Here is a 22,539-nt window from a genome sequence, read left to right on the forward strand (position 1 = left end):
AATAACACTTGCCAAGCAATTTAACGGTTTCGTATATAAAAACATCATATTCTATATTTACCATATTTTGGTGGAGGCGAGGGGATTTGCACCCCTGTATCGAAGAGCTGCCACAAAAGCGTCTACGCGTGTGTCCTTTAATTTAAATTTCGCCAGTCTTGACTCCTAAAGGCCAGGATTCAGTTCAGGCTAGCTCGATAATCTTAGCTAATGTCTCCGAGCATTGACATTAGAGCGTCCTACTTAATTGACACCCTGGTTCTTCATCGTAGGTTCTGAAGGCAGGATGCTAGCGGCACTTAAGCAGCTAGAGCGTAATTATTTTCGTTAACTATTAGGTCCACCGTTTAACGAGACCAGGTGGAATCTCGACGCGCAACCTTTGCCACCGCTTCCCCGAGCGAGTCTAGAACGCCCCCATGTAAAAGTTTCTACACACATAGTATACCACATTTGCGTATAAAGAATAGGTGAATATCCATGGTATCTCTGCATTTTAGTGGAAAATCGATAAAACCATTGTTCTTTATTAGTTCTTCTGAGCGGTAATATATAAAACCCTAAATAAATAAATTTTATGACTTTATCCGTTTTAGTAGTTTTTATTCCGCTCTCTAAGTGCTCGCTCAATATCGCGTTTACCTTCTTTTTCGGCTAGAGACTGACGCTTATCGTAATTTTTCTTCCCTTGACCGACCGCTAATTCTACCTTAGCCATCCCTTTTTTTAAATACATCTTAGTCGGAATAAGGGTCAAGCCTTGAAGCTGTACTTTCCCGATTAACTTATTTATTTCTGAACGGTGCAATAATAATTTACGCGGCCGTAGTGGATCATGATTAAACCGATTACCCTGCTCATAAGGGCTGATATGCATTTGATGAACCCATACTTCGCCATTGGTTACACGGGCATAACTATCTTTCAGGTTGATCTTCCCGTTACGGATCGATTTTATTTCAGTCCCGGTAAGAACGATTCCAGCCTCGACTCTATCTTCAATATAATAATCGTGGAACGCTTTACGATTATCGGAAACAATTTTAATTCCCTCCGAAGGCATACGACTCCTCCTTTCACTAAGTATGTAATTATACCATAAATTACCTATTCACACCAAGCTGTGCTTAGATACTTTGCCTGACCACTTCTAATTCAACTTCCCACTAAATTAAAGTTCCAACTCTAAAGAAATTCCCTGCATTGCTTCAAGCCCATATCCTAGAAATTCCTCCAACGAAAGGCCTAATTCACTACAGGTGAGAATTTGTTGACGATCTGCTCCTTTGGCAAAGGCTTTTTGATCAAACTTTTTGCGTAGGAACGGAACATCTACTCCTGAGAGCTTTTTGTCCGGTCGAATCAGAGCTCCCGCGACGATAAGACCTGTCATCGGGTCAGTCGCATAAAGGGCTTTATCTAATAGGGAGATACGCGGTAAACCATGCCGCTGGTTGTGAACCTTTACGGCATAGACAAGTTCTTGTGGCAACCCCATACTTTCTAATATTTCTGCGCCCTTTAAAGAGTGGACCTCCGGCTGCTCTTTGGTATCTTCATAATCGATGTCATGCAGAAGGCCTGCCATTCCCCATAGATCTGGATCCTGATCAAAATGCTTAGCTAAACGAATCAGGACTATTTCTGTTGAAAGCATATGTTTTAATAAGTTCTTATTGTCCACATACTTGATTAACTCTGAATAAGCTTCTTCCCGTGTCATCATTACACAGCTTCCTCTCACTTGATTAAATACTTGCTAGACTAGGATATTGACTCCTGCGGCATGAACTGCAGGAGAAATTCATGGACCTTTAACGCAACCTCTTCTCGCTCCCGTCCAAGCGTTAGGATATGCCCGGAGTTTTCCCAATAGTGGAGAATCGGGTTAACGTGCTGGATTTGCTTCTTAATAATTTGAATACTAACCGGGTTTACTGTAAAATCTTTTCTGCTTTGCATCAGTAAGGCTGGGCAGGTAATCGCAGAAAGTTTGCTGCGCACCTGACGAATCCCTCGGTTAAGGGAGATTAAGCCATCCACCGGAATCCGGTCATAGACGAAACGCTCAAGGCCTGATGCAGTCCCGGTCGTAGAGGTTGTTGATTTTCCCACAAACTTTACAAAGGGTCTTACAAGCGCAGCATAACGGGTTCTCCGATCGGCAAGCACCATGGGTGCATTCATAGTAACAATCCCGTCAATCAAACCAAGCGTCGCCAAATGAAGTGTTAGCAATCCCCCCATAGATAGACCCACCCCGATTACAGTGTCGCACGTCTCTCTAAGCTCTCTTACCCCGGCTTCAGCGTCTTTAGCCCAGTCTTCCCAGCGCGTCTTTGCCATCTGTTCTGGAGTCGTTCCGTGCCCCGAAAGACGTATTCCACGGACCGTCCAACCAAACTTAGCCAGACGTTCGCCCAGCCAGCGCATCTCTGAAGGAGCTCCTGAAAATCCATGAATAAGCAAACACCCAACACGATTCCCCGAGAAATGAAAGGGTTCCACCAAGCGTCTTTTTGGTTCCACTCGAACATCCTCCTCTTAATCGATTTACGATATTCGAAATTCGATTATTATGTAGCCAGTAATTAAGCGAAATCGTCCAGCTAAAACGACCATTGAGACTACTTTAGCGAAGGAGCGGTCTACTCTCATTGAAGAGTGTCTGCACTTTACATTTTATCCAGAGAAGTATTGAATCCCACAAAGAATAGCACAGAAGGGCACCTCGTATGAAGTGCCCCTCCTTGATTTGGCTTTATTAGCGTAAAAGTAGAGTAAGAGCAGTAATCTATCATCTATTTACAATATACTATAAGTTGAAGAAGCACTCGAACTCTCTTACTAAGCAATCATAGCTAGACCCAAGGAACTCAGCAAAAAGACACCCGCTAAAACCCCCGTGAGTTTGGCGAATAATTCATCCATACCTTTCTTTTTACCAAAGATAGACTCGCCAGCGCCAGTAATAGCTCCAGATAATCCTGCACTTCTTCCAGACTGAAGTAATACAGCCGCAATCAGACCTAATGAACTAAGGATTAAAAGAATTACTAAAGCAATTTGCAAATAACTCACCCCCTAAGATAACCCATTGTCATATATCACTACAACCTTGTAAATTATCAATAGTTTTATTTTAGCACAAGTGCCCTTAAAACTCAATAAATCCCTGAAGCTTGGGCTATCTACCAGTCCTATCTAGCTAACGCTTTTCGGCCACGATAAACTGCGCTATCCCCAAGTTCTTCCTCTATGCGCAGCAATTCGTTGTATTTGGCAACCCGTTCGGTCCGGGCTGGAGCACCTGTTTTGATCATGCCTGCATTGACTGCAACTGCAACATGGGCTAAGGTGACGTCTTCGGTCTCGCCGGATCGATGTGAGACGACTGACGTATAACCTGCCCGTTTGGCCATTTCGATGGCATCAAGAGTCTCGGTTAAGGTCCCGATCTGGTTAAGCTTGATAAGAATCGAGTTACCACATTTCTCCTTGATTCCGCGCGCCAAACGTTCTGGGTTCGTCACAAACAGATCATCCCCGACAAGCTGTACACGATCTCCCAAACGTTCAGTCATCTTGCGCCAGCCTTCCCAGTCCTCTTCATCCAAGCCATCTTCTATAGAGACAATGGGATAACGCTTGATCAATCCCTCATAGAAATCAATCATTTCGTCCGAGGTCTTCTTAACTCCTTCTCCTGCTAAGTTATACATTCCATTTTCATAAAGTTCAGTGGCGGCTACATCTAGGGCCAATCCAATGTCTTCCCCAGGTTGATATCCTGCCCTTTGAATGGCGTCAACGATACACAAGAGCGCATCTTCGTTAGATTCTAAGCTAGGTGCAAAACCACCTTCATCTCCGATTGCTGTAGCGAGAGATTTTTCCTTCAAGACGGCCTTCAGACTGTGGTATACCTCTGTTCCCATGCGTAACGCTTCTGAAAAACTGGACGCCCCAACTGGCATGATCATAAATTCTTGAATATCCACATTGTTATCAGCATGTTGACCGCCGTTTAAAATATTCATCATAGGGACTGGAAGTTCTTTGGCATTTACCCCACCTAAATATTGATAAAGAGGTAAGCCCAAGGATTCCGCAGCGGCTTTCGCTGTCGCCATGGATACCCCAAGAATCGCATTGGCTCCGAGTTTCCCCTTATTGTCCGTGCCATCGATTTCCTTCAACAAATGATCTAAACCCGGTTGGTCATACGGATTCAGTCCCTCTACTTCTGGGCTAATTAAAAGGTTGACATTTTCTACAGCTTTCAAGACCCCTTTGCCCATATAGCGGGTTTTATCTCCGTCCCGAAGTTCAACCGCTTCAAAAGCGCCAGTAGAAGCACCTGAAGGGACAGCTGCACGACCTATGGTTCCATCTGTAAGAACAACATCAACTTCTACTGTTGGGTTCCCTCGGGAATCCAGGATCTCGCGTGCATAGACATCTGTAATAAAGCTCATTAAAATTTCCCCCTTTATTTTAAGTAATGATTAACGATTTTCCGGTCATTTCCTCTGGTTTTGGAATATTAAGTAATTCAAGAAGAGTGGGCGCAACATCGCACAGAGCACCACCCTCACGCAACTTCTGCCCTTTAAGCCTATCATCAACGAGAATGAAAGGAATCCAATTTGTGGAGTGGGCAGTCAGAGGAAGCTCGGTCTTCGGATCTATCTTTTCCTCGGCATTCCCATGATCAGCTGTAACGAGGAGGGTCCCATTCATTTTTTGAAGTTCCTCAACTATCTCACCCAAACATTGGTCCACCGTCTCCACCGCTTTGACGGTTGCCTCGAAGACACCCGTATGCCCAACCATATCCGGATTAGCAAAGTTAAGGATGATCACATCATAGGTATTTTTCCTTAGTTCTTCTAGGAGAGTTTGGGTCAATTCTGGGGCACTCATCTCAGGCTGATGGTTATAAGTCGCGACTTTTGGGGAAGGAATAAGGATTCGTTCCTCATTTGGATTAGCTTCTTCAATCCCACCGTTAAAAAAGAAGGTCACATGCGCGTATTTTTCAGTTTCTGCAATCCGCAACTGTTTTAACCCATGTTGCGAAAGGACTTCTCCCAAGGTATTTTTCAGGTTTTGTTGCGGGAACGCGACTGGTGCGCAGATTGTATCCTCGTACTGAGTCATACACACAAAGTGAACTCGCGGGTGGATGGGGCATTCAAACCCTGTAACCTCTTCGTCTACGAAGGCATGAGCGATTTGCCGCGCCCGATCTGAACGAAAGTTAAAGAAGAGTACACTGTCACCCTCTTGAATGGGACCCACTGGTTCTTCGTCCTCATCCACAATCACCGTTGGAATCACGAATTCATCCGTCACACGCTGATCATAGGAACTCTCCAGCGCTGCTAAGGCACTGGCTGCGCTTTTTCCTTCGCCCAAAGCCAAGGCCTCGTAGCCCTTTTCTAAGCGATCCCAGCGTTGATCTCGGTCCATCACGTAGTAACGACCACTTACAGAGGCAATTTTGCCGATCCCCAGTTCCCTAATTTTTTGTTCCAGTTGAGTGATATAAAGTTTGCCGCTCTGCGGCAAGACGTCGCGACCATCGAGAATGACATGGATATACACTTCTTCTAATCCTTGTTCCTTTGCCATGTCCAGAAGGGCAAACAAGTGATCTATATGAGAATGAACTCCTCCATCAGAGAGTAAGCCCACAAGGTGAAAAGCCTTATTATGAAGGCGAGCATTATCCATCGCTTCGATTATGACGGGATTTACAAATAAGGTTCCATCCTTAATCGCTTTATAGATTCGGGTTAATTCCTGATAGACTACCCGCCCGGCACCCATGTTAAGATGCCCAACTTCAGAATTGCCCATTTGACCGTCTGGCAATCCCACTGCTTCCCCTGATGCCTGGAGGAATGTGTGGGGGTATGTTTTTTCCAAGCGTCGAAAGTTTGGCAAATTTGCTTGGGCGATGGCGTTTCCTTCGATTGCATCACGATGGCCCCAGCCATCCAGAATCATGAGGAGAAGTGGTTTGGCAACGTTCATCGCTATATTCCTTCCACACGTGCTGCATGGGGAGCAGCGTTGAGGATGAGCTTGGCAAAACTTAAAGGATCTAAGCTTGCCCCACCAACGAGTGCACCGTCAACATCCGGCTCTGTCATGAGCTCGGCAATATTATCTGCCTTAACACTTCCACCATAGAGAATGGGCACTTTCTCGGCAGCAAGTCCCATGAGGCCTGTCAGGGTGGCTCGAATCGAGGCACACATTTCTTGGGCATCTTTGCTGGAGGCTGTTTTCCCGGTACCAATTGCCCAGATGGGTTCATAGGCGACAATAATTTTGCTTAAATCTTCGGTCGATAAGCCCACTAGCGCGCGAGAAACCTGCCCTTGGACCCTCTCTACTGCTTTCCCTTCTTCTCGAACGTTCAAATTCTCTCCACAACAAACGATGGGGGTTAATCCTGCAGCTAACGCTTTCCGTACTTTCTTGGCAATCTCTTCATCCGTTTCTCCAAACATCTCCCGACGTTCAGAGTGGCCAAGTATCACATATGTACACGCAACATCAAGCAGCATTTGAGCTGAGATTTCACCAGTATAGGCCCCTTGGTCCGCCCAAGCCATGTTTTGGGCACCTATATGTACAATGCTTTCTTCCAGTTCATTTTTTAGGGGATAAAGGGCCGTAAACGGCGCACATAAAATAATATCGAGGTCAGTAACATCCTTTACCTCTTCTAAGAACTTCACTGCATAGTCTTCTGCTTCACTCACAGTTTTAAACATTTTCCAATTGCCGGCGATGACCGGCCGTCGATTTGCCATTCTATTTACCCTCCACTTTCTTATTCGAGGCGCGAGGTTCAATGCGCAATGCGCGACACTCATACCTCTCTAACCTTTTACTTCGAGCCTAGAACCTGCTTTGTGCCTCACATTTACCCTAGGTTCGACGTTCCCCCGTCGTCACCAAGCCCAAGAAGACCTTTCTAAAAAGCTTAAACACCCATTTCCCTCGAAACCCACCCAGAAGGAGCGCTTTTCTGCAAAGCGGAGCGCATTAGTGAAGCCGCTCGTCCAGACGAGCGCCCGACGGTTCGCGTCCCGTAGCGCGCCGTAGGGCTTGTCCATGGATGGACTGATGCCGCGGTGCCAGGGATGGCAAGGAGCGGCGGCACATGCATCCATCCCTGAGGTTCGGACGCGCTCGCGAACCGTCCAGCTCGTCAGCGGCGTAACGTGCCGACGCTTGGCAGAAAAGCGCTCCTCGGGCCTCACTTCGGTCCTCGGTCCTCGGTTCTCTCGGCCTTACGCCTCGTTCAACGCCGCAACCCCAGGCAAAACTTTCCCCTCTAAAAACTCAAGAGAAGCGCCACCCCCCGTTGAAATATGGGTCATGCGATCCGCAACGTTCATTTTCTCCACGGCTGCTACAGAATCTCCACCTCCCACAATCGTGGTCCCCCCACAGGTCGCCACCGCCTGAGCAATCCGCTCGGTTCCTTTAGCAAAAGCATCCATTTCAAAAACACCCATTGGACCGTTCCAAATAACAGTCCGAGCTGTCGAAATCTGAGTGGCAAACCTTTCAGCACTTGCCGCCCCAATATCTAATGCCATTTCATCGTCTTGGATTTCTGAGACATTCACCGTTCGATGAGCAGCATCTGCTTCAAAGGCTTGGGCAACGACTACATCAATCGGCAATTCTAACTGGACTCCCTTTAATCTAGCCTTCTCGATAAGTTGCTTTGCCAATTCCACTTTTTCGGCTTCGAGAAGAGATTTTCCCATGTTAAACCCTTGAGCTTTTAAGAAAGTATTTGCCATTCCACCCCCAATGATCAAGACGTCAACTTTCTCGAGAAGATTTTCAATAACACCAATCTTATCGCTCACTTTGGCCCCGCCGATAATAGCCACAAAGGGGCGTTCCGGTCGTTCCAAAGCGTTGCCCATAAATTCAACTTCCTTTTGCATCAGTAAACCAGCTACAGCAGGGATATAGTGCGTAACCCCTTCTGTAGAGGCATGGGCGCGATGAGCGGTTCCAAAAGCATCATTCACAAACAGCTCTGCCAGCGACGCTAATCCTCGTGCAAACTCTGGATTATTTTTCTCTTCTTCGGCATGGAAACGGACATTTTCCAGAAGAAGAACCTGCCCATCTTGTAGCGTGCTAACCGCTTTCATGGCTGGATGCCCTATGCAATCCTCGGCGAGGGCTACGTCTTGTCCTAACAGTTCACTCAAATGCTTGGCAACAGGCGCCAGGGAGTAACTGGGATTTACTTGCCCTTTTGGGCGCCCAAGGTGAGAAGCAAGAATCACTCGTGCTCCTTCCCTCACGAGGTATAGGATCGTGGGTAATGCGGCCCGTATTCGAGTATCATCCGTTATCTGACCTTGCTTATCCAGAGGAACATTAAAGTCTACCCTGACCAACACTCGTTTTCCTCGTATCTCCACATCTTTAACGCTTTTTTTGTTCACACAGAAATCCCCTTTCACTTTGAGACAAGGGTTCGGGTTTATGAAAAATATACCTTAGTATACCGTAGAAAGTACCTTCTTACTCCCCCGAACATTAATTATTTCAATTAGCCCAACTTATACTAATTCTACACCAAGCTGTTTTTTCCTGCCCGAAAAAATTGTTCATTACTAGGATGTTGGAATGGAGCCTTGACCTCGAATTGACCCAGTTTTACAGAATACTAACGGTTCCTTCATAGATAACCCCGGTGAGTGCATCGACTGTAATCGTCTGCCCTTCGAGAATTTTGCTCAATGTATCTGGCAGCCCTATAATAGTTGGAATACCGTATTCTAAAGCTACAACGGCGGCATGAGAAGTTAACCCGGGTTCCTCGACGACTAACGCACCGGCCCGGGCAATAAGCGGTACAAAACTGGCATCGGTTGCTCTAGCGACAAGAATATCACCATTATTGAATGGAGCTTGCTCGGGTAACTGGATTTTCCGGGCGGTGCCCGTATAAAATTTTCTCCCTATGCCTGTTCCCTTCCCCAATATACTACCCACAACTTGAACCTTAATCATATTGGTTGTACCAACTTTACCTACTGGAACCCCTGCAGTGATCACGACAGTATCCCCTGTTTGAATGTAGTCTTTGTTTAGTGCAGCAGTCACTGCTACTGACAATAATTGATCTGTTCCAGGGGTTTCCTGAACCACCAGGGATTCAACACCCCACTGCAAAGCGAGTTTTCGCGCTACCTCAGGAAATGGGGTAGCCGCTACGATAAGGGCCTTGGGACGATATTTGGAAATCATCCGTGCAGTTAAGCCGGATTGAGTAGGGGTTAAAATGGCCGCTGCATTGAGATCTCCGGCAATGCTATAGCTGGCGTAGCTGATTGCCTCTGCCACATTAAGATGGGGATGGCGGGTTGTCTTAATTTCTAGGATCGTTGTTTCCGTGCGCTTAGCGATTTTATCCATCATGCGCACAGCCTCAACGGGAAACTGTCCGGCAGCGGTTTCGCCCGATAGCATAATGGCATCGGCTCCATCCAATATTGCGTTAGCCACATCACTGGCTTCCGCCCTTGTTGGACGAGGTTGACGAATCATGGAATCAAGCATTTGTGTTGCTACAATTACCGGTTTACCCAGTAAATTGCATTTGTGAATCATCTCTTTTTGGTAAACCGGTACTTCTTCAACCGGAACCTCAACCCCTAAGTCTCCGCGCGCAACCATCAACCCATCGGCAACTTCCAGAATAGAATCCAGATTATCAATTCCCTCCTGGCTTTCTATCTTGGCAATTATTTGCACCGTTGCTCCCATTTCCTCAACAATCTGGCGCACCGCCAAAACATCGTAAGCTTTGCGGGTAAACGATGCCGCAATAAAATCGATTCCCTGTTTAATGCCGAAACGAATATCTTCAATGTCCTTTTCCGTTACTCCTGGTAATCTAATCGGAACTCCGGGGACATTAACTCCCTTTTGTGATTTAAGAATCCCACCATTACGCACAATAGTAGTAATCTCTTCTTTCTGTACCGACGTAACTTCCAAATCTAGCTGTCCGTCATCGATCAAAATATGAGTCCCTGGAATAACGTCTTGCCAGAGCTCTTTATAAGTTATTCCTACTCTTTTTGGAGAACCCATTGCGAGATTCGTGTCCAAAATAAACACAGCACCGTTATTGAGAATTATTCCTTTCTCAGGAACCATACTGGTACGGATTTCCGGACCTTTAGTATCCATCAGGATTCCTAAATGCTTTCCTGCTCTGGCGGCTTCCTCTTTTAAAACAGCCATGCGTAAACCATGTTCTTCATGGGTTCCATGGGAAAAGTTCAGACGAGCGACATTCATTCCTGCAGTCAAAAGCTGTTGAACTTTTTCTCTAGTTTCACTGGCTGGCCCTATAGTACAAATAATTTTTGTCCTTCTCATCGACAGCTACCTTCCTTATATCCGTCCACAATGGAACTGGCGACCTATTTTAAGGATGTCCCAAGACCGTATGCCTGTGCAACTGCCTGAATAGGGTGAAGCACTTCAACTCCGGTACTATTTTGAATTCTTAACTGGCACATCCCACATTCTGTTAAAACCTGTCTTGACCCCATATTCTTTACTGCTTGAACTAAGTCCTGACCGATTTCCATACTGATACTATATTTTTCCTGTTTAAAACCATAACTACCTGATTGTCCACAACACCCAGCATCCAGCTCTTCTACCTGTAGATCTGAAATTAACTTTAAAATTTCTATCGATGGTATCCCACAACCTTGTGCTTTCAAATGACATGGCTGGTGATAACCCAGTTTTAGTGGTACGGGAATAAACTTTGTGTTTAGTTCCCCTTGCTCAGCTAGTAGCTGCATATACTCAAATACATCATAAATATGCTCGCTCAAACAGCTTGTCACGTTAAGACCAAAAAGTTCTTTGTACTCCGAACGAAGAGTAAGGTTACAACTAGGGCATGACGTTATAATTTTGAATCCTTGGTCAACATAACTCTGCAGTTTCTGACTATTTTTCTCCGCGTATACTTTAGCCTTCTCTAAGAGTCCGTTAGCGATTAGAGGAAGACCACAGCAACTAAAGTTATCCACGACAACCTCGATACCGTTTTTAGCAAGTACCTGGACTAGAGCCATACCAACCTCGGGCGTGTTGAAGAGCACATAACACCCAGGATAATAAACTACCTTTCGTTCGCTGGGAGCTGGTTTATTGGCTCTGAACAAGTCATAAAAAGTCTTTTTTACATAGCGGGGAAATGGAATTTCGCGGTTTATGCCAAATAATTTCTCACCCATCCAGCGCAGATTTTTATTACTACAAGCCCAATTGACCATGTCAGGCGCTAGGCTGGACAACTTGCCGACCAGTCCCGCGTGAGCCAGCACCTTATCCCTCAGAGGGGCTCCTTCTCTGTCCACCAGATTTCCTCTGGCCTTAGAAATCATGGCTGAGATGTTCACTCCGGAAGGACAGGCTACATCGCAATTTTTACAGTTGGTACAGTACCCCACCGAAGGATGAACAGCTTCTGCCGCCTCCAGTCTAAATCGCTCCAAATCTGGACCATTAAGTTTGGGTCCGGCATATTTTTCTGTCACCCTGACTACTGGACAACTAGATACACAAATGGAGCATTTCAAACAGTTATCCAAAGCAAATTCATTGGTATAACCCATCAGCCAGCCCTCCCTGCCAGTTCTCCTGCCTTATATCCTGAAGCAACAGCCACTCCGTTACCACATTTTTCAATGGGGTAATTAGCCCCGGCCAGGATCGATCCGGCAATCAATAAGTTTTCAATCAATACCTGCCCGAAATTGTCAACCGGTTGTAAAAACATATTTACATCTATTCCGAATCGATTAAAAGCGTGTCCTTCGATGTTTAAAAACTCCCGGTTTGACCATTTTCCATCCACTGTTTTTACCGGAAGATTAAAAATGCCCTCTTGTACTCTATCAGATTTGGCCTCTAACCCACCACCAAAGAAAGAACCTGTTGCCAACACATACGTTTGGGCCGATAGTTTGAAGTCTCTATGACTCCCTGCAGCAGTTACCCCTAGACACCTTTTACCGAAAACGTCGGCGCCTGTCACTGTACAGCCGTTAATGATTTCCACTCCCCTAGCTTTGACATAGTGCAGCAAAGTCTCCTGCAAGCGCTGCCCTGGCATGGCCGGGGGAATATTAGCCACCTCATAGACCGGACAACCTAAATTTTTAGCCAACTCAGCAGCTAAGTTTGAATCTCTGCGTTCTCCCAATACCGGAGGAAATAATACCGTAACACCTGGCTCGATTAACGGTTTTAGCTGGCTAATTACCCTCTTCATTGTCTCTGGTTGCTCTAAACGATGGGCTAAGGTGTTAGGATTTAGCTCATCACCCTCCATACTTATGAGGGCTGTTTTTAACTGACAATCTTCGTTTAATTCGCCGCAGCGCTTAAGGTTCGTTACAAGCACTTCTGGATAAAAGTCCTTAAGTTCCTTAAATCCTACCACCAAAATCCGGTCCAATTTTGACAGGGAGTCAACTGCCATGCTCGTCGGAGCTAAATAAGTTGGACGTACTGTACCCAGGGCAGTAGGCAACAACCAATTTTCTCCCTGGTTACTGACATAAGGATTATTACCCTGCTCACAAATCTGCCGAAAGAAACTTAAACTCTCTGCTATAACATCTTGTACCTTGTTATAGGGATGTTCCGGATTTATGCCCTTCAGTTTGGCAACCTCATTTAATGGATGGCGGCATACTTGGCTCGGGTCATCGACACTATACCCCCATAGGTCAATACAACCCGACGAAAGACCTAACGCCCCCATACCTTTATTTACCAAGAGGATCTTTTTGTCCTTCTCTGCCGCTTTAGCAGCAGCCATCAGTCCGGAGAGGCCACTCCCTATAATCAGTACATCCACATTTTTAGTCATCATTTCATTCTCTCCATCCCAAATAATGAGCAATATATTCCTGTGGATAATTGTGCTTCTCGCAATTGCTGTCCCCATAATACGGGTCTTATTCCATACCAACGTCTTTCCATAAAATCCCTCAAGAAGACTTTGTGATTGTTTGCAAATTTGGGATATGGATTTAACGCTCCTAGGGTACGGTAACCGCAAAAAGTACCTTGGCATGTACCCATGCCGATCCTGCTTTTTCTGCGCAAATCTCCAAGGGTAAAGCTATCCTCATCCAGTGCCAAATAGTCTATTTCTGCGAAACTTACTTGTTCACATTCGCAAAAAATTTTTCGTTTACTTGGGTTTTGTTCTGCTTCCGCTACTACCCTGGCAAAATTGTCGCCCAAGCGCTCTGCAGCCTTTTTTGCACCTGGAAAGCCAAAAACTTTTTTACCGCGCATGAGTAATTCATCCGGAAGTGAATTCATTAGAGGTTCAATGGCAGTGCGGCACGGTTTGTTAACTCCCAGACGTTGGGATACCAAATCGACAGTTTTTTCAGCCATTAGACGATACGTTGTAAACTTTCCGCCAACAATACTTATAAAACCGTTTAACCCCTGCATTTGTTTGTGATCCAGTAAAGCGAAGTTTCTGGTAACAGCTCTGCCATCCACTGCTGCGTCTGACTGGTATAGAGGCCGTACCCCGGCAAAGGCCCTAATCAACCTAAGCGCACCTAATTCTGGGATTACTTCCTTACCAATGTCTAGAAGTTTCAATACTTCTTCATAACCCGGTTTGGTGCAGCTGGGATCATTAACAGTAATAGATGTAGTGCCCAGAATTGTAATAGTGTTGTGAGGCACAACTATGTCACCATCTCCCGGCGGACGCAATCGGTTAACAACTTGGCTCACAATCCGGTGATTAAAAGCAAGAAGTGTGCCTTTATCCATAATCATCTTAAAATCAAGACCGGCCAAGGCGGCAATTTCACCAGCCCAGGCTCCAGCTGCATTGATAACCATCTGGCAGGAAATCAGTTGTTTATCTCCCGTAAATTGATTCGTCAATTCAACCCCAGTAATATATCCATTGCTTTGTAGAACAGTCGTTACTTTGCTGCGGGTTATTATCCTCGCCCCGTAATGACGGGCGGAATTCACATTTCCCCATATTACCCGGAATCCATCGACCGTACAGTCCGCTACGTGAAAAGCCCTGACGACATTTTGAGACAAAGCCGGATTTTTGTTCAGCAGTTCACGGACATCTTTTTCCTCCGTATCAATACAAGCTCTTTTACAGGCAGTAATCCAGTCATCAACATAGGCAGGATCGTCCCCTTTTACCTGTACAAAAAAACCGCCGGTAGGTTCAATGCAGCTATCTGCAATCTTACACAGTATTTTGTTTTCTTCCATGCACTCTCGGGCCGCATTATTATCTTTAACGGCATAACGGGCTCCGCTGTGCAGGAGCCCATGAAACCGAGAACTGGTACCATAAGCCAAACTCGCCTGTTCTACTAGTATTGCGGGTATTCCTCTCAGAGCTAGATCACGGAGAATACCTGTCCCCGTGGCCCCCCCCCCTATTACCACTACCTGCGTTTCATAGGTTGTGAACATTTTCCTACCTCCGTACTAATACTAAACTTAAAGTAAAGATAGCCACACAATACAGGAAATAACTTCCTGATACTGTGTGGCTTCTCCATTTCTCAAGCCTCTATCAAATTAGTCCTCGACATCCCAATCCATGGAACGGGTGACTGCCCGTTTCCAGCCTTTGTAAAGTTTGTTTCTATGAGCATCGTCCATGGAATTTTCAAAACGACGATCCAATTGCCATCTCATAGCCAGTTCGTCCTTACTCTTCCAAAACCCTACTGCAAGACCGGCCAAGAAGGCTGCCCCTAGAGCTGTGGTCTCGATTATCTTTGGCCTATCCACTGAAACTCCGAGGATATCGGCCTGGAACTGCATAAGCAGGTTATTGGCTACTGCACCACCATCAACCTTCAAGGCTTTCAGTTTAATTCCTGAATCCGCTTCCATCGCCCCTAGGACATCTTTCGTCTGATAGGCCAAAGAATCCAGCGTCGCCCTAATAAGGTGTTCCTTTGTAGTCCCTCTGGTTAAACCCACGATAGCGCCTCTTGCTCTCATGTCCCAATAGGGAGCTCCTAGACCGGCAAAAGCCGGCACCACATAAACTCCGTCAGTATCCACAACTTTTCCGGCAAAATACTCACTATCCGGCGCAGCTTCCAATATCTTCAACCCATCCCTCAGCCACTGGATAGCAGCTCCTGCGATAAAGATGCTTCCCTCAAGAGCATATTCAACTTTGCCGTCAATTCCCCAGGCTATCGTGGTCAAAAGTCCATTTTTAGAATCATAAAGTTTATCCCCGGTATTCATCAACATGAAACATCCGGTACCATAGGTATTTTTTGCGGTACCAGGTGTATAGCAGCCCTGACCGAACAGAGCTGCCTGTTGGTCGCCCGCTATCCCTGCTATGGGTATAGCATAACCCAAGAACTGTGCAGGATCAGTCAAACCATAAACTTCGCTGGATGACTTTACTTCAGGCAACATACTGGCAGGGACCCCAAGTTCCTGCAGTAATTCTTTATCCCACTTCAATTCTCGAATATTATACATGAGGGTACGGGAGGCATTGGAATAATCAGTTACATGAACCCGCCCTCCTGTCAGCTTCCAAATTAGCCATGTATCCATAGTTCCGATTAAAAGTTCATCGTTATCTGCCTTCTCACGGGCGCCTGGTACATTATCTAAAATCCACTTAACTTTTGTACCCGAGAAATAGGCATCCACAACTAATCCAGTTTTCGTTCTGAAGGATTCTTCAAGGCCTTTAGCTTTCAATTCATCGCAAATACCCGTTGTTCGCCGGCATTGCCAAACAATAGCGTTATAGACAGGTTTACCGGTTGCCTTCTCCCAAACTACGGTTGTTTCTCGCTGATTAGTGATACCAATGGCCGCAACCTCTTCTAGATTAAGTTCTGTTTTCGCTACCAACTCGGCAATTACGCCATACTGAGTGCTCCAGATTTCTTCTGCATCGTGTTCCACCCACCCTGCTTTAGGGAAAATCTGAGTAAACTCTTTCTGAGCTACTCCTATTATATTACTTTCACTGTCAAACAACATTGCCCGACAGCTAGTTGTTCCTTGGTCCAACGCAATAACGTATTTCTTTTCCATATCTAAACTCCCCTTCTTAAATTATTAAGCATAACTGCATTATATCGATGTTCCCAGCAGATCTCAAAGACTTTAATAAGTTGGTGTTTACCTCATGGTTAAAACTATAAATCTTACTTTATAAAGAACTCTGCAAAAAATAATGCTCCCAAAACCCCACCGATAAGCGGACCTACTACCGGAATCCAAGCGTACTTCCAATCCGAATCCCCTTTACCCTTGATCGGTAATACAAAGTGGGCAATCCGGGGTCCTAAGTCACGCGCAGGGTTGATAGCGTATCCAGTCGTTCCGCCCAGTGAAAGACCTATGCTGACAATTAAAAGACCCACGAGGAACGGTGCAAATCCTTCGGACAGTTTGTTAGCACCTATGGCCAGTATGCCTACAAGCAGAACAAAAGTACCGATTATTTCGCTTAATAAATTAGCAGCAGTATTGCGAATGGCGGGACCTGTACTGAAAACAGCCAATTTAAGGTCTTTATCTTCAGTTTCGCCCCAGTGCGGCAGATAATGTAACCAGACGATTACTGCACCCAAGAACGCGCCGATCATCTGAGCCAGAATATATGAAGGTACATTAGCCCAAGGAAATTGACCTATGACTGCCAGACCTAGGGTCACTGCAGGATTTAAATGAGCCCCGCTAAAACTGCCCACAGCATAAACGGCAACCGCAACACCCAGTCCCCAACCCCAGGTAATAACTATCCAACCGCTATTTTGAGCCTTGGATTTATTCAATACGACCCCGGCTACTACTCCACTTCCAAAAATGATTAAAAGCATTGTCCCAATAATTTCCGCTAAAAACGGTGACATCTTCTTTCCTCCTCTTTCTGTATACTAGTTAATAATCAAGAAACTTAGCATCAATGTAGCATTTCCATATGATGAGATCTGACCAAATCGCTAAAATTCACCTCCTTTCCATAAACAAAATGTGGTTCCCTTTGTAGAATTCACGAGAAACTATTTATAAATGCCAGCATCCCTTTATGCCAGCCTGGATAACTATAAAAACCCTTAATGAAACAGTTAAACAACTGTCTCATTAAGGGTTATCTCCATTACTCCTAACCCCTTATCAAATTAATGTAATACTACCTGTTTTAACCTACCATCAAACTTGTTTATCAAAAACTCAAATTCCACAAATGCCGCAAACTTGTAGAGACAGCGTCTATTCCCTTTGAAAAAGCAACCTTTACATCCTCTTCAGTTTTCAATAATCCTCCTCCGAGAATCGGTATGTCTAGTGTTTTCTTCATATCCTGAATTACAAAGTGGGGAACAGTCGCTGGTAAGATCTCAACGGCATCTGGCTTGACAACGGACGCTACCTTAATACCTGTTTTAACAGATTCTGAATCCAAAATAAATAAACGCTGGATAACCACAATACCTTCCTCACGAGCACATTTGACTAAGCTCGCCTTAGTTGTAACAATCCCAGGTACACCCATTCTAGCAAGCAAGTGTATTCCAGCTCTATCCTTACCCAAACCTTCAATCATATCAATATGAACAAGCAATACCTTATTGGCATGAAGGACCTTTTTTACTATGGAGGGCAGCAAATTGATATCTGTGCCCAAGAGGAAAATAGCACCAATATTCGGATGATGGATTGCTTCGTTCATATCATCCACCCTGCGAATAGTTGCTCCGATTTTTTTCCCTAACATGGAGTTTTTCAGAAAACCCATTTATTAGCTGCCTCCTAGCACAATAGTGAATAAAACACATAAAGATCTACCTTAATCCCTAATCTGTACTCTTATTATGGCATAAATAACTCTGATCTATTTACCCGATAAAATACAAAACCCCTGATAAAGCACTTCCAGACGGAACTGCCTATCAGGGGTTATCTCCATTACTCCTAACCCATTATCAAATTATCAGGAAACTTATCAATACATTATTCGATGCATTTATGCTTTTTCCTGCTTATTTTTTAGGATTATAAAAATAATTTTTTGATTTTTCTATTTTGTTAAAAAAGAGAAAACTTATACTATCCCAAAAGATTCCGTTATCGACGTACTCCCATTCAATGGTTCAAGTCTAAACCGTAGGCTTGCATAACGACCCAAACTGGATGCTCAGTTTTTACCCCTGATCCATGCTGAATTTGCACCTGGCATCCTCCACATTCGGTGGCTATGGTTTGAAATTCCCCACAGGTCACGCCGTATTGAATTCGATCAAACAAAGAACTTCCAATTTGCATGGCTAAGTCGTATTTTTCCTGTTTGAAGCCATAGCTTCCGGATAAGCCACAGCATCCCGCATCCAGATCGGTCACATGTACTCCCGGCATCAAGCGTAATAAACGCACAGAAGGCGTCCCGATACCTTGCGCCTTCAGATGGCATGGAGCATGATACCCCAACGAGATCGGAACCTCCCGAAAATCTTCCCGTAGTTTTCCCTGATCATGGAGTTCCCACAGAAATTCAAATAAATCATAGGTCAGCTGACCGATGCGCTCCGACCCTAGTGCCCCCGGTTCACTCGGTGCTTCCAAAGCTTCAATCTTTGGGTATTCTTCCTTTAAAGCTAATCCACAGCTCGTACATGAGGTGATCACGGGTACCCCAGCGTTTAAATACGGATGCATCAAGTTTAAATTTTTTCTTGCATTTTCTCTCGCCTCACGAAAATGGCCGTTTGCTTGCAGGGGAACTCCACAGCAATGAAAGCCTGGAACGATCACTTCATACCCGTTATGTTCCAAGACTTTAACGACGGCCTGACCCGTCAAAGCATCGTTGTAGGTGACAAAACAACCGGGAAAATAAACAACTTGTTTACTTGGTATAACGGATTTTTCTGCAACGTCTCCCGTTTTCCGTCTTAACGATGGACTTTTCAACTTCGGATAGTATGCCGGTAACGGGGCATCTCGACTAATTCCCAAGGTTTGCTCCATCAATCCGCGAACCAACGATACACCAAGCACGGCATTCGTCAAACCGGGCCAAATAGTCCCTAATCGTCCCAAATATTCTGCACGACCTAAAACGAGCCCCCTAAGCTGGTGACGAAGGGTTCCGTGCTCAAGTTTTCCACCCGAAATCCCTTGTGTCTTTATTTGATCAAGGGCCTTTTCTCGTGCCCTCAAAATCATGTCAGTTATTTTCACCCCTGACGGACAAGTGATTTCGCAAGTTTTACAATTCGAACAATAATCAAACCATGAAGGATCCAGTTCCAAGCCCTCAAGCCGGAAACGCTCAGCATCCGGTCCAATATTTTTCGGTCCCGGGAAAAGTGGGTACACCGCTGCAACTGGGCATTGGGCGGTACACGCACTGCATTTAATACATGCATCTAAATTCTTTACCCTATCCTGTGCAAAACCCATTTTAACGGCATCCTTTCTATACCTTCTCTCCAGCGAACCATCCAGAAGCCAGCGAAACCCCACCACCACAGCGTTCTACCCACGGATCCCAATGCGCAAGCATACGGCCAACTACCCGAACATTCTCTAGGATTACTTTGTTGCTTTGTAAATCAATTGGACGGAGTTCGCCATCCACTTCTAACCCGATCCGCGCATAGGGTTGCTCACCCAGAAATTCTGCACTCGTCCATTCAGAGGGGATAAATAAGGGGAGCCCAAACACCCTCTCCTGAGCAACCTCGGGTGTCACTTCAACTCCACCGCCAAAAATGCCACCCGTTGCGAGAATGAAGGAATGGGCGGCAAACGCCGTGTCTTTACCTTTACTCTGCACAATCACTTTATGACAGCGGTTTCCGTGAATCTCCACATGCTTAACACCGCTCCCCACGATTAACTCTCCACCTAACGCTCGAAACGTTTGTTTTAGAATCTCGTAAAGGGTATGCCCACTGGCTGAAGGCGGAAAGGCCGTCATCTCCACAACGGGAAATGGCGCTTCAGAAATAACTTTCTTTAACGACTTCGAAAACAAGGTAGCCAGTCCTGGAAAAACAACGACCGATTTTCCATTTCCAGCACCCTTCTGACTTGCGCTCCCTCCTTGACTCACATTTGTCCCATAGAATTCGGAAGCCATCTCTTGAGTAAGCCGATCCAGAAACTCAATTAATACCTCGATTCCTTGATTCGATCTCCAATACTTTGCATAATCCATACCCGTTACTGACTTCCCCAGGGTATGCCAGGGTTCAAACTTTGCTACACGAAGGGGGTACATGACCACGACACTTCGTGGATAAAACCTTTCCAAATTAGACTTTATTCCCTCCGGAAAAAAGTCTTTCAATCCCTCAGGAACTACCAGCACAATCCTCTGGGCATCTTGAAGCGCCTTCGCATTGAGACCCTCAGGCACAATCCCGGCATTTCTCGGTTTGCCCAATGGGGTAAGCACTTGTTGACTTGCTCCCCAATTACCCTGATAGTCTGGGAAAAGCGTTTGGAAGTAGTCCATTCCTGAGCGTACCGCCCTTTCGCCCAATAACGAATAAGGGTGTTTTTCTTGTTTGACTAACTGTCCCACATTTCCAAAATCCATGACCCCTGAACTGTAAGTTAGGCTTCCCACCCCTTCAGAGATGATTAAGATGCGCTTTCCCCTTTCAGAGGCCCGAATTCCTGCCAACAAACCAGCAAGGCCTCCTCCAACGATAATCCCATCCCACATGGAAATCCCTCCTCCTTCATCCCTGATTCTCGTTCGGGTCAATCGGGTCAAGTATGCTGGCATATATGGCACGCGTTAATTCCGTTTCACGTAACTGTTGCCCCCAAAGAACCGGACGGATTCCCTTCCAACGCTGATTGATAAAGCGCTTTAACTCCTCACTTAGTGGATCATATTTCCCTTTCTCCCGCCATAACAAAGGCAAGGCCCGATAAGTACAGAAAGCCCCTTGGCAGGTACCCATACCTAGGCGCGTCTTGCGCCGAATGTCTGCTAAATTATGCGTGGTTTCATCGGAAGCAACTTTCTCAACTTCAGCAACACTGACCATTTCGCACTCACAGAGCATTTGCCCTTTGCGTGGATCGCTCTGAATCTTCATCAAAACGTCCTTAGCATCCTCTCCCAGTCGTTCGAGCATTTTCTTAGCAGCCGCGCTAGGCAAAAACTGAAAGGCCTTTTTCCGAATAGTTTCTGGGATCTCTGGAGACAAATTCTCTCCGGCAGTACGACAAGGAGTGGTATTGCCCAGCTTTTGAGCCACCCAATCCGAAACCTTCTCAGCCATTAACCGATACGTGGTAAACTTACCTCCGACAACACTGATCAGCCCAAGAACCCCATCTTGAATCTCGTGATCAATCACGACGAAGGTCCGACTGACTTCCCGCCCTTCTTCTGCTGCACCCGGAACCTCGCTATCCTCTAGATGAAGTGGTCTTACTCCTGCAAAAGCCCGTATAACTCGATGCTCCTGTAAATTTGGGAGAATCGTCTCGCCGACCGCCAATAACTTCCTGACCTCATCCTGCTTGGGAGAGTTTTCTTGCGGAGAATTCACGATTTCGGAAGTCGTCCCCAAAATCGTAATTGTTTCATGGGGAACAAAAATATCTCCATCACCCGGTGGATGCAATCGATTGACCACGCGTTGAAAAAGCCGTTGATTAAAGGCCAATAACGTTCCCTTATCACAAATAACGTCTAAAGGAATACCAATTGAACCAGCAATCTGAGAAGCCCATGCCCCGGCAGCATTGACCACTACCTCACAATGCACAATCAACTCTTCCCTATTCAACAGATTCCTAGCTGCCACACCGGCTATCCTTTTGTCCTCAAGAATAAGCCGTTCCACTTGATGATAGGTTTTAAAGTCTCCCCCATAGCGCCTGGCGGATTTCGCGTTAGCCCAAACGAGCTTAAATCCATCCACCGTCGCATCAGGGACTTCGAAAACACGCAGGACTGTTTTGCTTATTAAGGGCTCCTTCTCATACGCCTTAGCAGGGGATATTTCTCGAATGGGAATTCGCGCCTGAGTACATCCCTGAATCCATTGCTCTACAAACTCTGGATCATCCTCTTGCATTTGTACAAACCACCCACCAGTATCGGAAATACAATGAGCCGCGATCTTTTTCAGGATGAGATTCTCGTCAATACATTCCGCGGCTGATACAGGGTCTTTAACAGCATAACGTGCACCGCTGTGTAATAAGCCATGAAAACGAGAGCTTGTTCCGTGCGCTAGATCCCCTTGTTCCAGCAGTAACGCAGAAATCCCTCGCATACTTAAGTCGCGTAAAATGCCAGCACCCGTTGCCCCTCCCCCGACAATTACAACCTGATAGTCTGACATCAAAACTCCTCCTTTTCTGCGACTATAAGTTTCCTTACTGTACCTCTACTGTACAGTATATTTA

General features: G+C 45.7%; 18 protein-coding genes and 1 other RNA gene. All 19 read right to left on the bottom strand.

Annotated features, from left to right (window positions below):
* Nucleotides 1–68: 68 nt before the first annotated feature.
* Nucleotides 69–419: a transfer-messenger RNA gene (ssrA, locus tag ACYQ3Q_RS10240) on the bottom strand.
* 173 nt (nucleotides 420–592) lie between these two features.
* Nucleotides 593–1,063, bottom strand: coding sequence for an SsrA-binding protein SmpB (smpB, locus tag ACYQ3Q_RS10245; protein WP_459928464.1), 471 nt, complete (start codon nucleotides 1,061–1,063; stop codon nucleotides 593–595).
* Nucleotides 1,064–1,171: 108 nt separating this feature from the next.
* Nucleotides 1,172–1,723, bottom strand: coding sequence for an HDIG domain-containing metalloprotein (locus tag ACYQ3Q_RS10250; protein ID WP_459928660.1), 552 nt, complete (start codon nucleotides 1,721–1,723; stop codon nucleotides 1,172–1,174).
* A gap of 41 nt (nucleotides 1,724–1,764) precedes the next feature.
* Nucleotides 1,765–2,529, bottom strand: coding sequence for an alpha/beta hydrolase (locus ACYQ3Q_RS10255; protein ID WP_459928465.1), 765 nt, complete (start codon nucleotides 2,527–2,529; stop codon nucleotides 1,765–1,767).
* Between the two features lie 318 nt (nucleotides 2,530–2,847).
* Complete coding sequence (secG, locus tag ACYQ3Q_RS10260) at nucleotides 2,848–3,072, bottom strand: preprotein translocase subunit SecG (protein WP_034143284.1); 225 nt, start codon at nucleotides 3,070–3,072, stop codon at nucleotides 2,848–2,850.
* A 128-nt stretch (nucleotides 3,073–3,200) separates the two neighbouring features.
* Entirely contained in the window at nucleotides 3,201–4,478 is a 1,278-nt protein-coding gene (gene eno, locus ACYQ3Q_RS10265) for a phosphopyruvate hydratase (protein ID WP_459928466.1), read from the bottom strand.
* A gap of 19 nt (nucleotides 4,479–4,497) precedes the next feature.
* A complete protein-coding gene (gene gpmI / locus ACYQ3Q_RS10270) occupies nucleotides 4,498–6,042 on the bottom strand; it encodes a 2,3-bisphosphoglycerate-independent phosphoglycerate mutase (RefSeq protein WP_459928467.1) in 1,545 nt (514 codons plus the stop codon).
* A gap of 2 nt (nucleotides 6,043–6,044) precedes the next feature.
* The gene (tpiA, locus tag ACYQ3Q_RS10275; RefSeq protein WP_459928468.1) at nucleotides 6,045–6,830 is read right to left on the bottom strand and encodes a triose-phosphate isomerase; all 786 of its coding nucleotides are present in this window, start codon (nucleotides 6,828–6,830) and stop codon (nucleotides 6,045–6,047) included.
* Nucleotides 6,831–7,313: 483 nt separating this feature from the next.
* On the bottom strand, nucleotides 7,314–8,498 hold the full coding sequence (locus ACYQ3Q_RS10280) for a phosphoglycerate kinase (RefSeq protein ID WP_459928469.1): 1,185 nt from the start codon (nucleotides 8,496–8,498) through the stop codon (nucleotides 7,314–7,316).
* A gap of 214 nt (nucleotides 8,499–8,712) precedes the next feature.
* Nucleotides 8,713–10,446, bottom strand: coding sequence for a pyruvate kinase (pyk, locus tag ACYQ3Q_RS10285; protein ID WP_459928470.1), 1,734 nt, complete (start codon nucleotides 10,444–10,446; stop codon nucleotides 8,713–8,715).
* A 44-nt stretch (nucleotides 10,447–10,490) separates the two neighbouring features.
* On the bottom strand, nucleotides 10,491–11,705 hold the full coding sequence (locus ACYQ3Q_RS10290; protein WP_459928471.1) for an anaerobic glycerol-3-phosphate dehydrogenase subunit C: 1,215 nt from the start codon (nucleotides 11,703–11,705) through the stop codon (nucleotides 10,491–10,493).
* Entirely contained in the window at nucleotides 11,705–12,970 is a 1,266-nt protein-coding gene (gene glpB, locus ACYQ3Q_RS10295; protein ID WP_459928472.1) for an anaerobic glycerol-3-phosphate dehydrogenase subunit GlpB, read from the bottom strand. Before glpB ends, ACYQ3Q_RS10290 begins: the two co-directional genes overlap by 1 nt.
* Nucleotides 12,967–14,574: an anaerobic glycerol-3-phosphate dehydrogenase subunit GlpA gene (glpA, locus tag ACYQ3Q_RS10300; RefSeq protein ID WP_459928473.1), complete on the bottom strand. Its 1,608-nt coding sequence runs from the start codon at nucleotides 14,572–14,574 to the stop codon at nucleotides 12,967–12,969. The genes glpB and glpA (ACYQ3Q_RS10300) overlap by 4 nt, the downstream gene beginning before the upstream one ends.
* Before the next feature lie 108 nt (nucleotides 14,575–14,682).
* Entirely contained in the window at nucleotides 14,683–16,185 is a 1,503-nt protein-coding gene (gene glpK, locus ACYQ3Q_RS10305; protein WP_459928474.1) for a glycerol kinase GlpK, read from the bottom strand.
* A 113-nt stretch (nucleotides 16,186–16,298) separates the two neighbouring features.
* Nucleotides 16,299–17,009: an MIP/aquaporin family protein gene (locus ACYQ3Q_RS10310; protein WP_459928475.1), complete on the bottom strand. Its 711-nt coding sequence runs from the start codon at nucleotides 17,007–17,009 to the stop codon at nucleotides 16,299–16,301.
* A gap of 314 nt (nucleotides 17,010–17,323) precedes the next feature.
* Nucleotides 17,324–17,896, bottom strand: coding sequence for a glycerol-3-phosphate responsive antiterminator (locus ACYQ3Q_RS10315; protein WP_459928476.1), 573 nt, complete (start codon nucleotides 17,894–17,896; stop codon nucleotides 17,324–17,326).
* Nucleotides 17,897–18,243: 347 nt separating this feature from the next.
* Nucleotides 18,244–19,560, bottom strand: a complete 1,317-nt coding sequence (locus ACYQ3Q_RS10320) for an anaerobic glycerol-3-phosphate dehydrogenase subunit C (RefSeq protein WP_459928477.1) — start codon at nucleotides 19,558–19,560, stop codon at nucleotides 18,244–18,246.
* Between the two features lie 16 nt (nucleotides 19,561–19,576).
* Nucleotides 19,577–20,833, bottom strand: a complete 1,257-nt coding sequence (locus ACYQ3Q_RS10325; RefSeq protein WP_459928478.1) for an FAD-binding protein — start codon at nucleotides 20,831–20,833, stop codon at nucleotides 19,577–19,579.
* A 16-nt stretch (nucleotides 20,834–20,849) separates the two neighbouring features.
* Nucleotides 20,850–22,475, bottom strand: a complete 1,626-nt coding sequence (gene glpA, locus ACYQ3Q_RS10330) for an anaerobic glycerol-3-phosphate dehydrogenase subunit GlpA (RefSeq protein WP_459928479.1) — start codon at nucleotides 22,473–22,475, stop codon at nucleotides 20,850–20,852.
* Nucleotides 22,476–22,539: the final 64 nt, after the last annotated feature.

The organism is Desulfosporosinus burensis (genome assembly GCF_054657535.1).

What these genes read in the sequence shown, in the direction of transcription:
- glpB (WP_459928472.1), bottom strand. Translation starts at nt 12,970, where the DNA reads ATGATGACTAAAAATGTGGATGTACTGATTATAGGGAGTGGCCTCTCC.
- glpA (WP_459928473.1), bottom strand. Translation starts at nt 14,574, where the DNA reads ATGTTCACAACCTATGAAACGCAGGTAGTGGTAATAGGGGGGGGGGCC.
- ACYQ3Q_RS10320 (WP_459928477.1), bottom strand. Translation starts at nt 19,560, where the DNA reads ATGGGTTTTGCACAGGATAGGGTAAAGAATTTAGATGCATGTATTAAA.
- ACYQ3Q_RS10250 (WP_459928660.1), bottom strand. Translation starts at nt 1,723, where the DNA reads ATGACACGGGAAGAAGCTTATTCAGAGTTAATCAAGTATGTGGACAAT.
- ACYQ3Q_RS10325 (WP_459928478.1), bottom strand. Translation starts at nt 20,833, where the DNA reads ATGTGGGATGGGATTATCGTTGGAGGAGGCCTTGCTGGTTTGTTGGCA.
- eno (WP_459928466.1), bottom strand. Translation starts at nt 4,478, where the DNA reads ATGAGCTTTATTACAGATGTCTATGCACGCGAGATCCTGGATTCCCGA.
- glpK (WP_459928474.1), bottom strand. Translation starts at nt 16,185, where the DNA reads ATGGAAAAGAAATACGTTATTGCGTTGGACCAAGGAACAACTAGCTGT.
- glpA (WP_459928479.1), bottom strand. Translation starts at nt 22,475, where the DNA reads ATGTCAGACTATCAGGTTGTAATTGTCGGGGGAGGGGCAACGGGTGCT.
- pyk (WP_459928470.1), bottom strand. Translation starts at nt 10,446, where the DNA reads ATGAGAAGGACAAAAATTATTTGTACTATAGGGCCAGCCAGTGAAACT.
- ACYQ3Q_RS10310 (WP_459928475.1), bottom strand. Translation starts at nt 17,009, where the DNA reads ATGTCACCGTTTTTAGCGGAAATTATTGGGACAATGCTTTTAATCATT.
- tpiA (WP_459928468.1), bottom strand. Translation starts at nt 6,830, where the DNA reads ATGGCAAATCGACGGCCGGTCATCGCCGGCAATTGGAAAATGTTTAAA.
- smpB (WP_459928464.1), bottom strand. Translation starts at nt 1,063, where the DNA reads ATGCCTTCGGAGGGAATTAAAATTGTTTCCGATAATCGTAAAGCGTTC.
- gpmI (WP_459928467.1), bottom strand. Translation starts at nt 6,042, where the DNA reads ATGAACGTTGCCAAACCACTTCTCCTCATGATTCTGGATGGCTGGGGC.
- ACYQ3Q_RS10315 (WP_459928476.1), bottom strand. Translation starts at nt 17,896, where the DNA reads ATGGGTTTTCTGAAAAACTCCATGTTAGGGAAAAAAATCGGAGCAACT.
- ACYQ3Q_RS10290 (WP_459928471.1), bottom strand. Translation starts at nt 11,705, where the DNA reads ATGGGTTATACCAATGAATTTGCTTTGGATAACTGTTTGAAATGCTCC.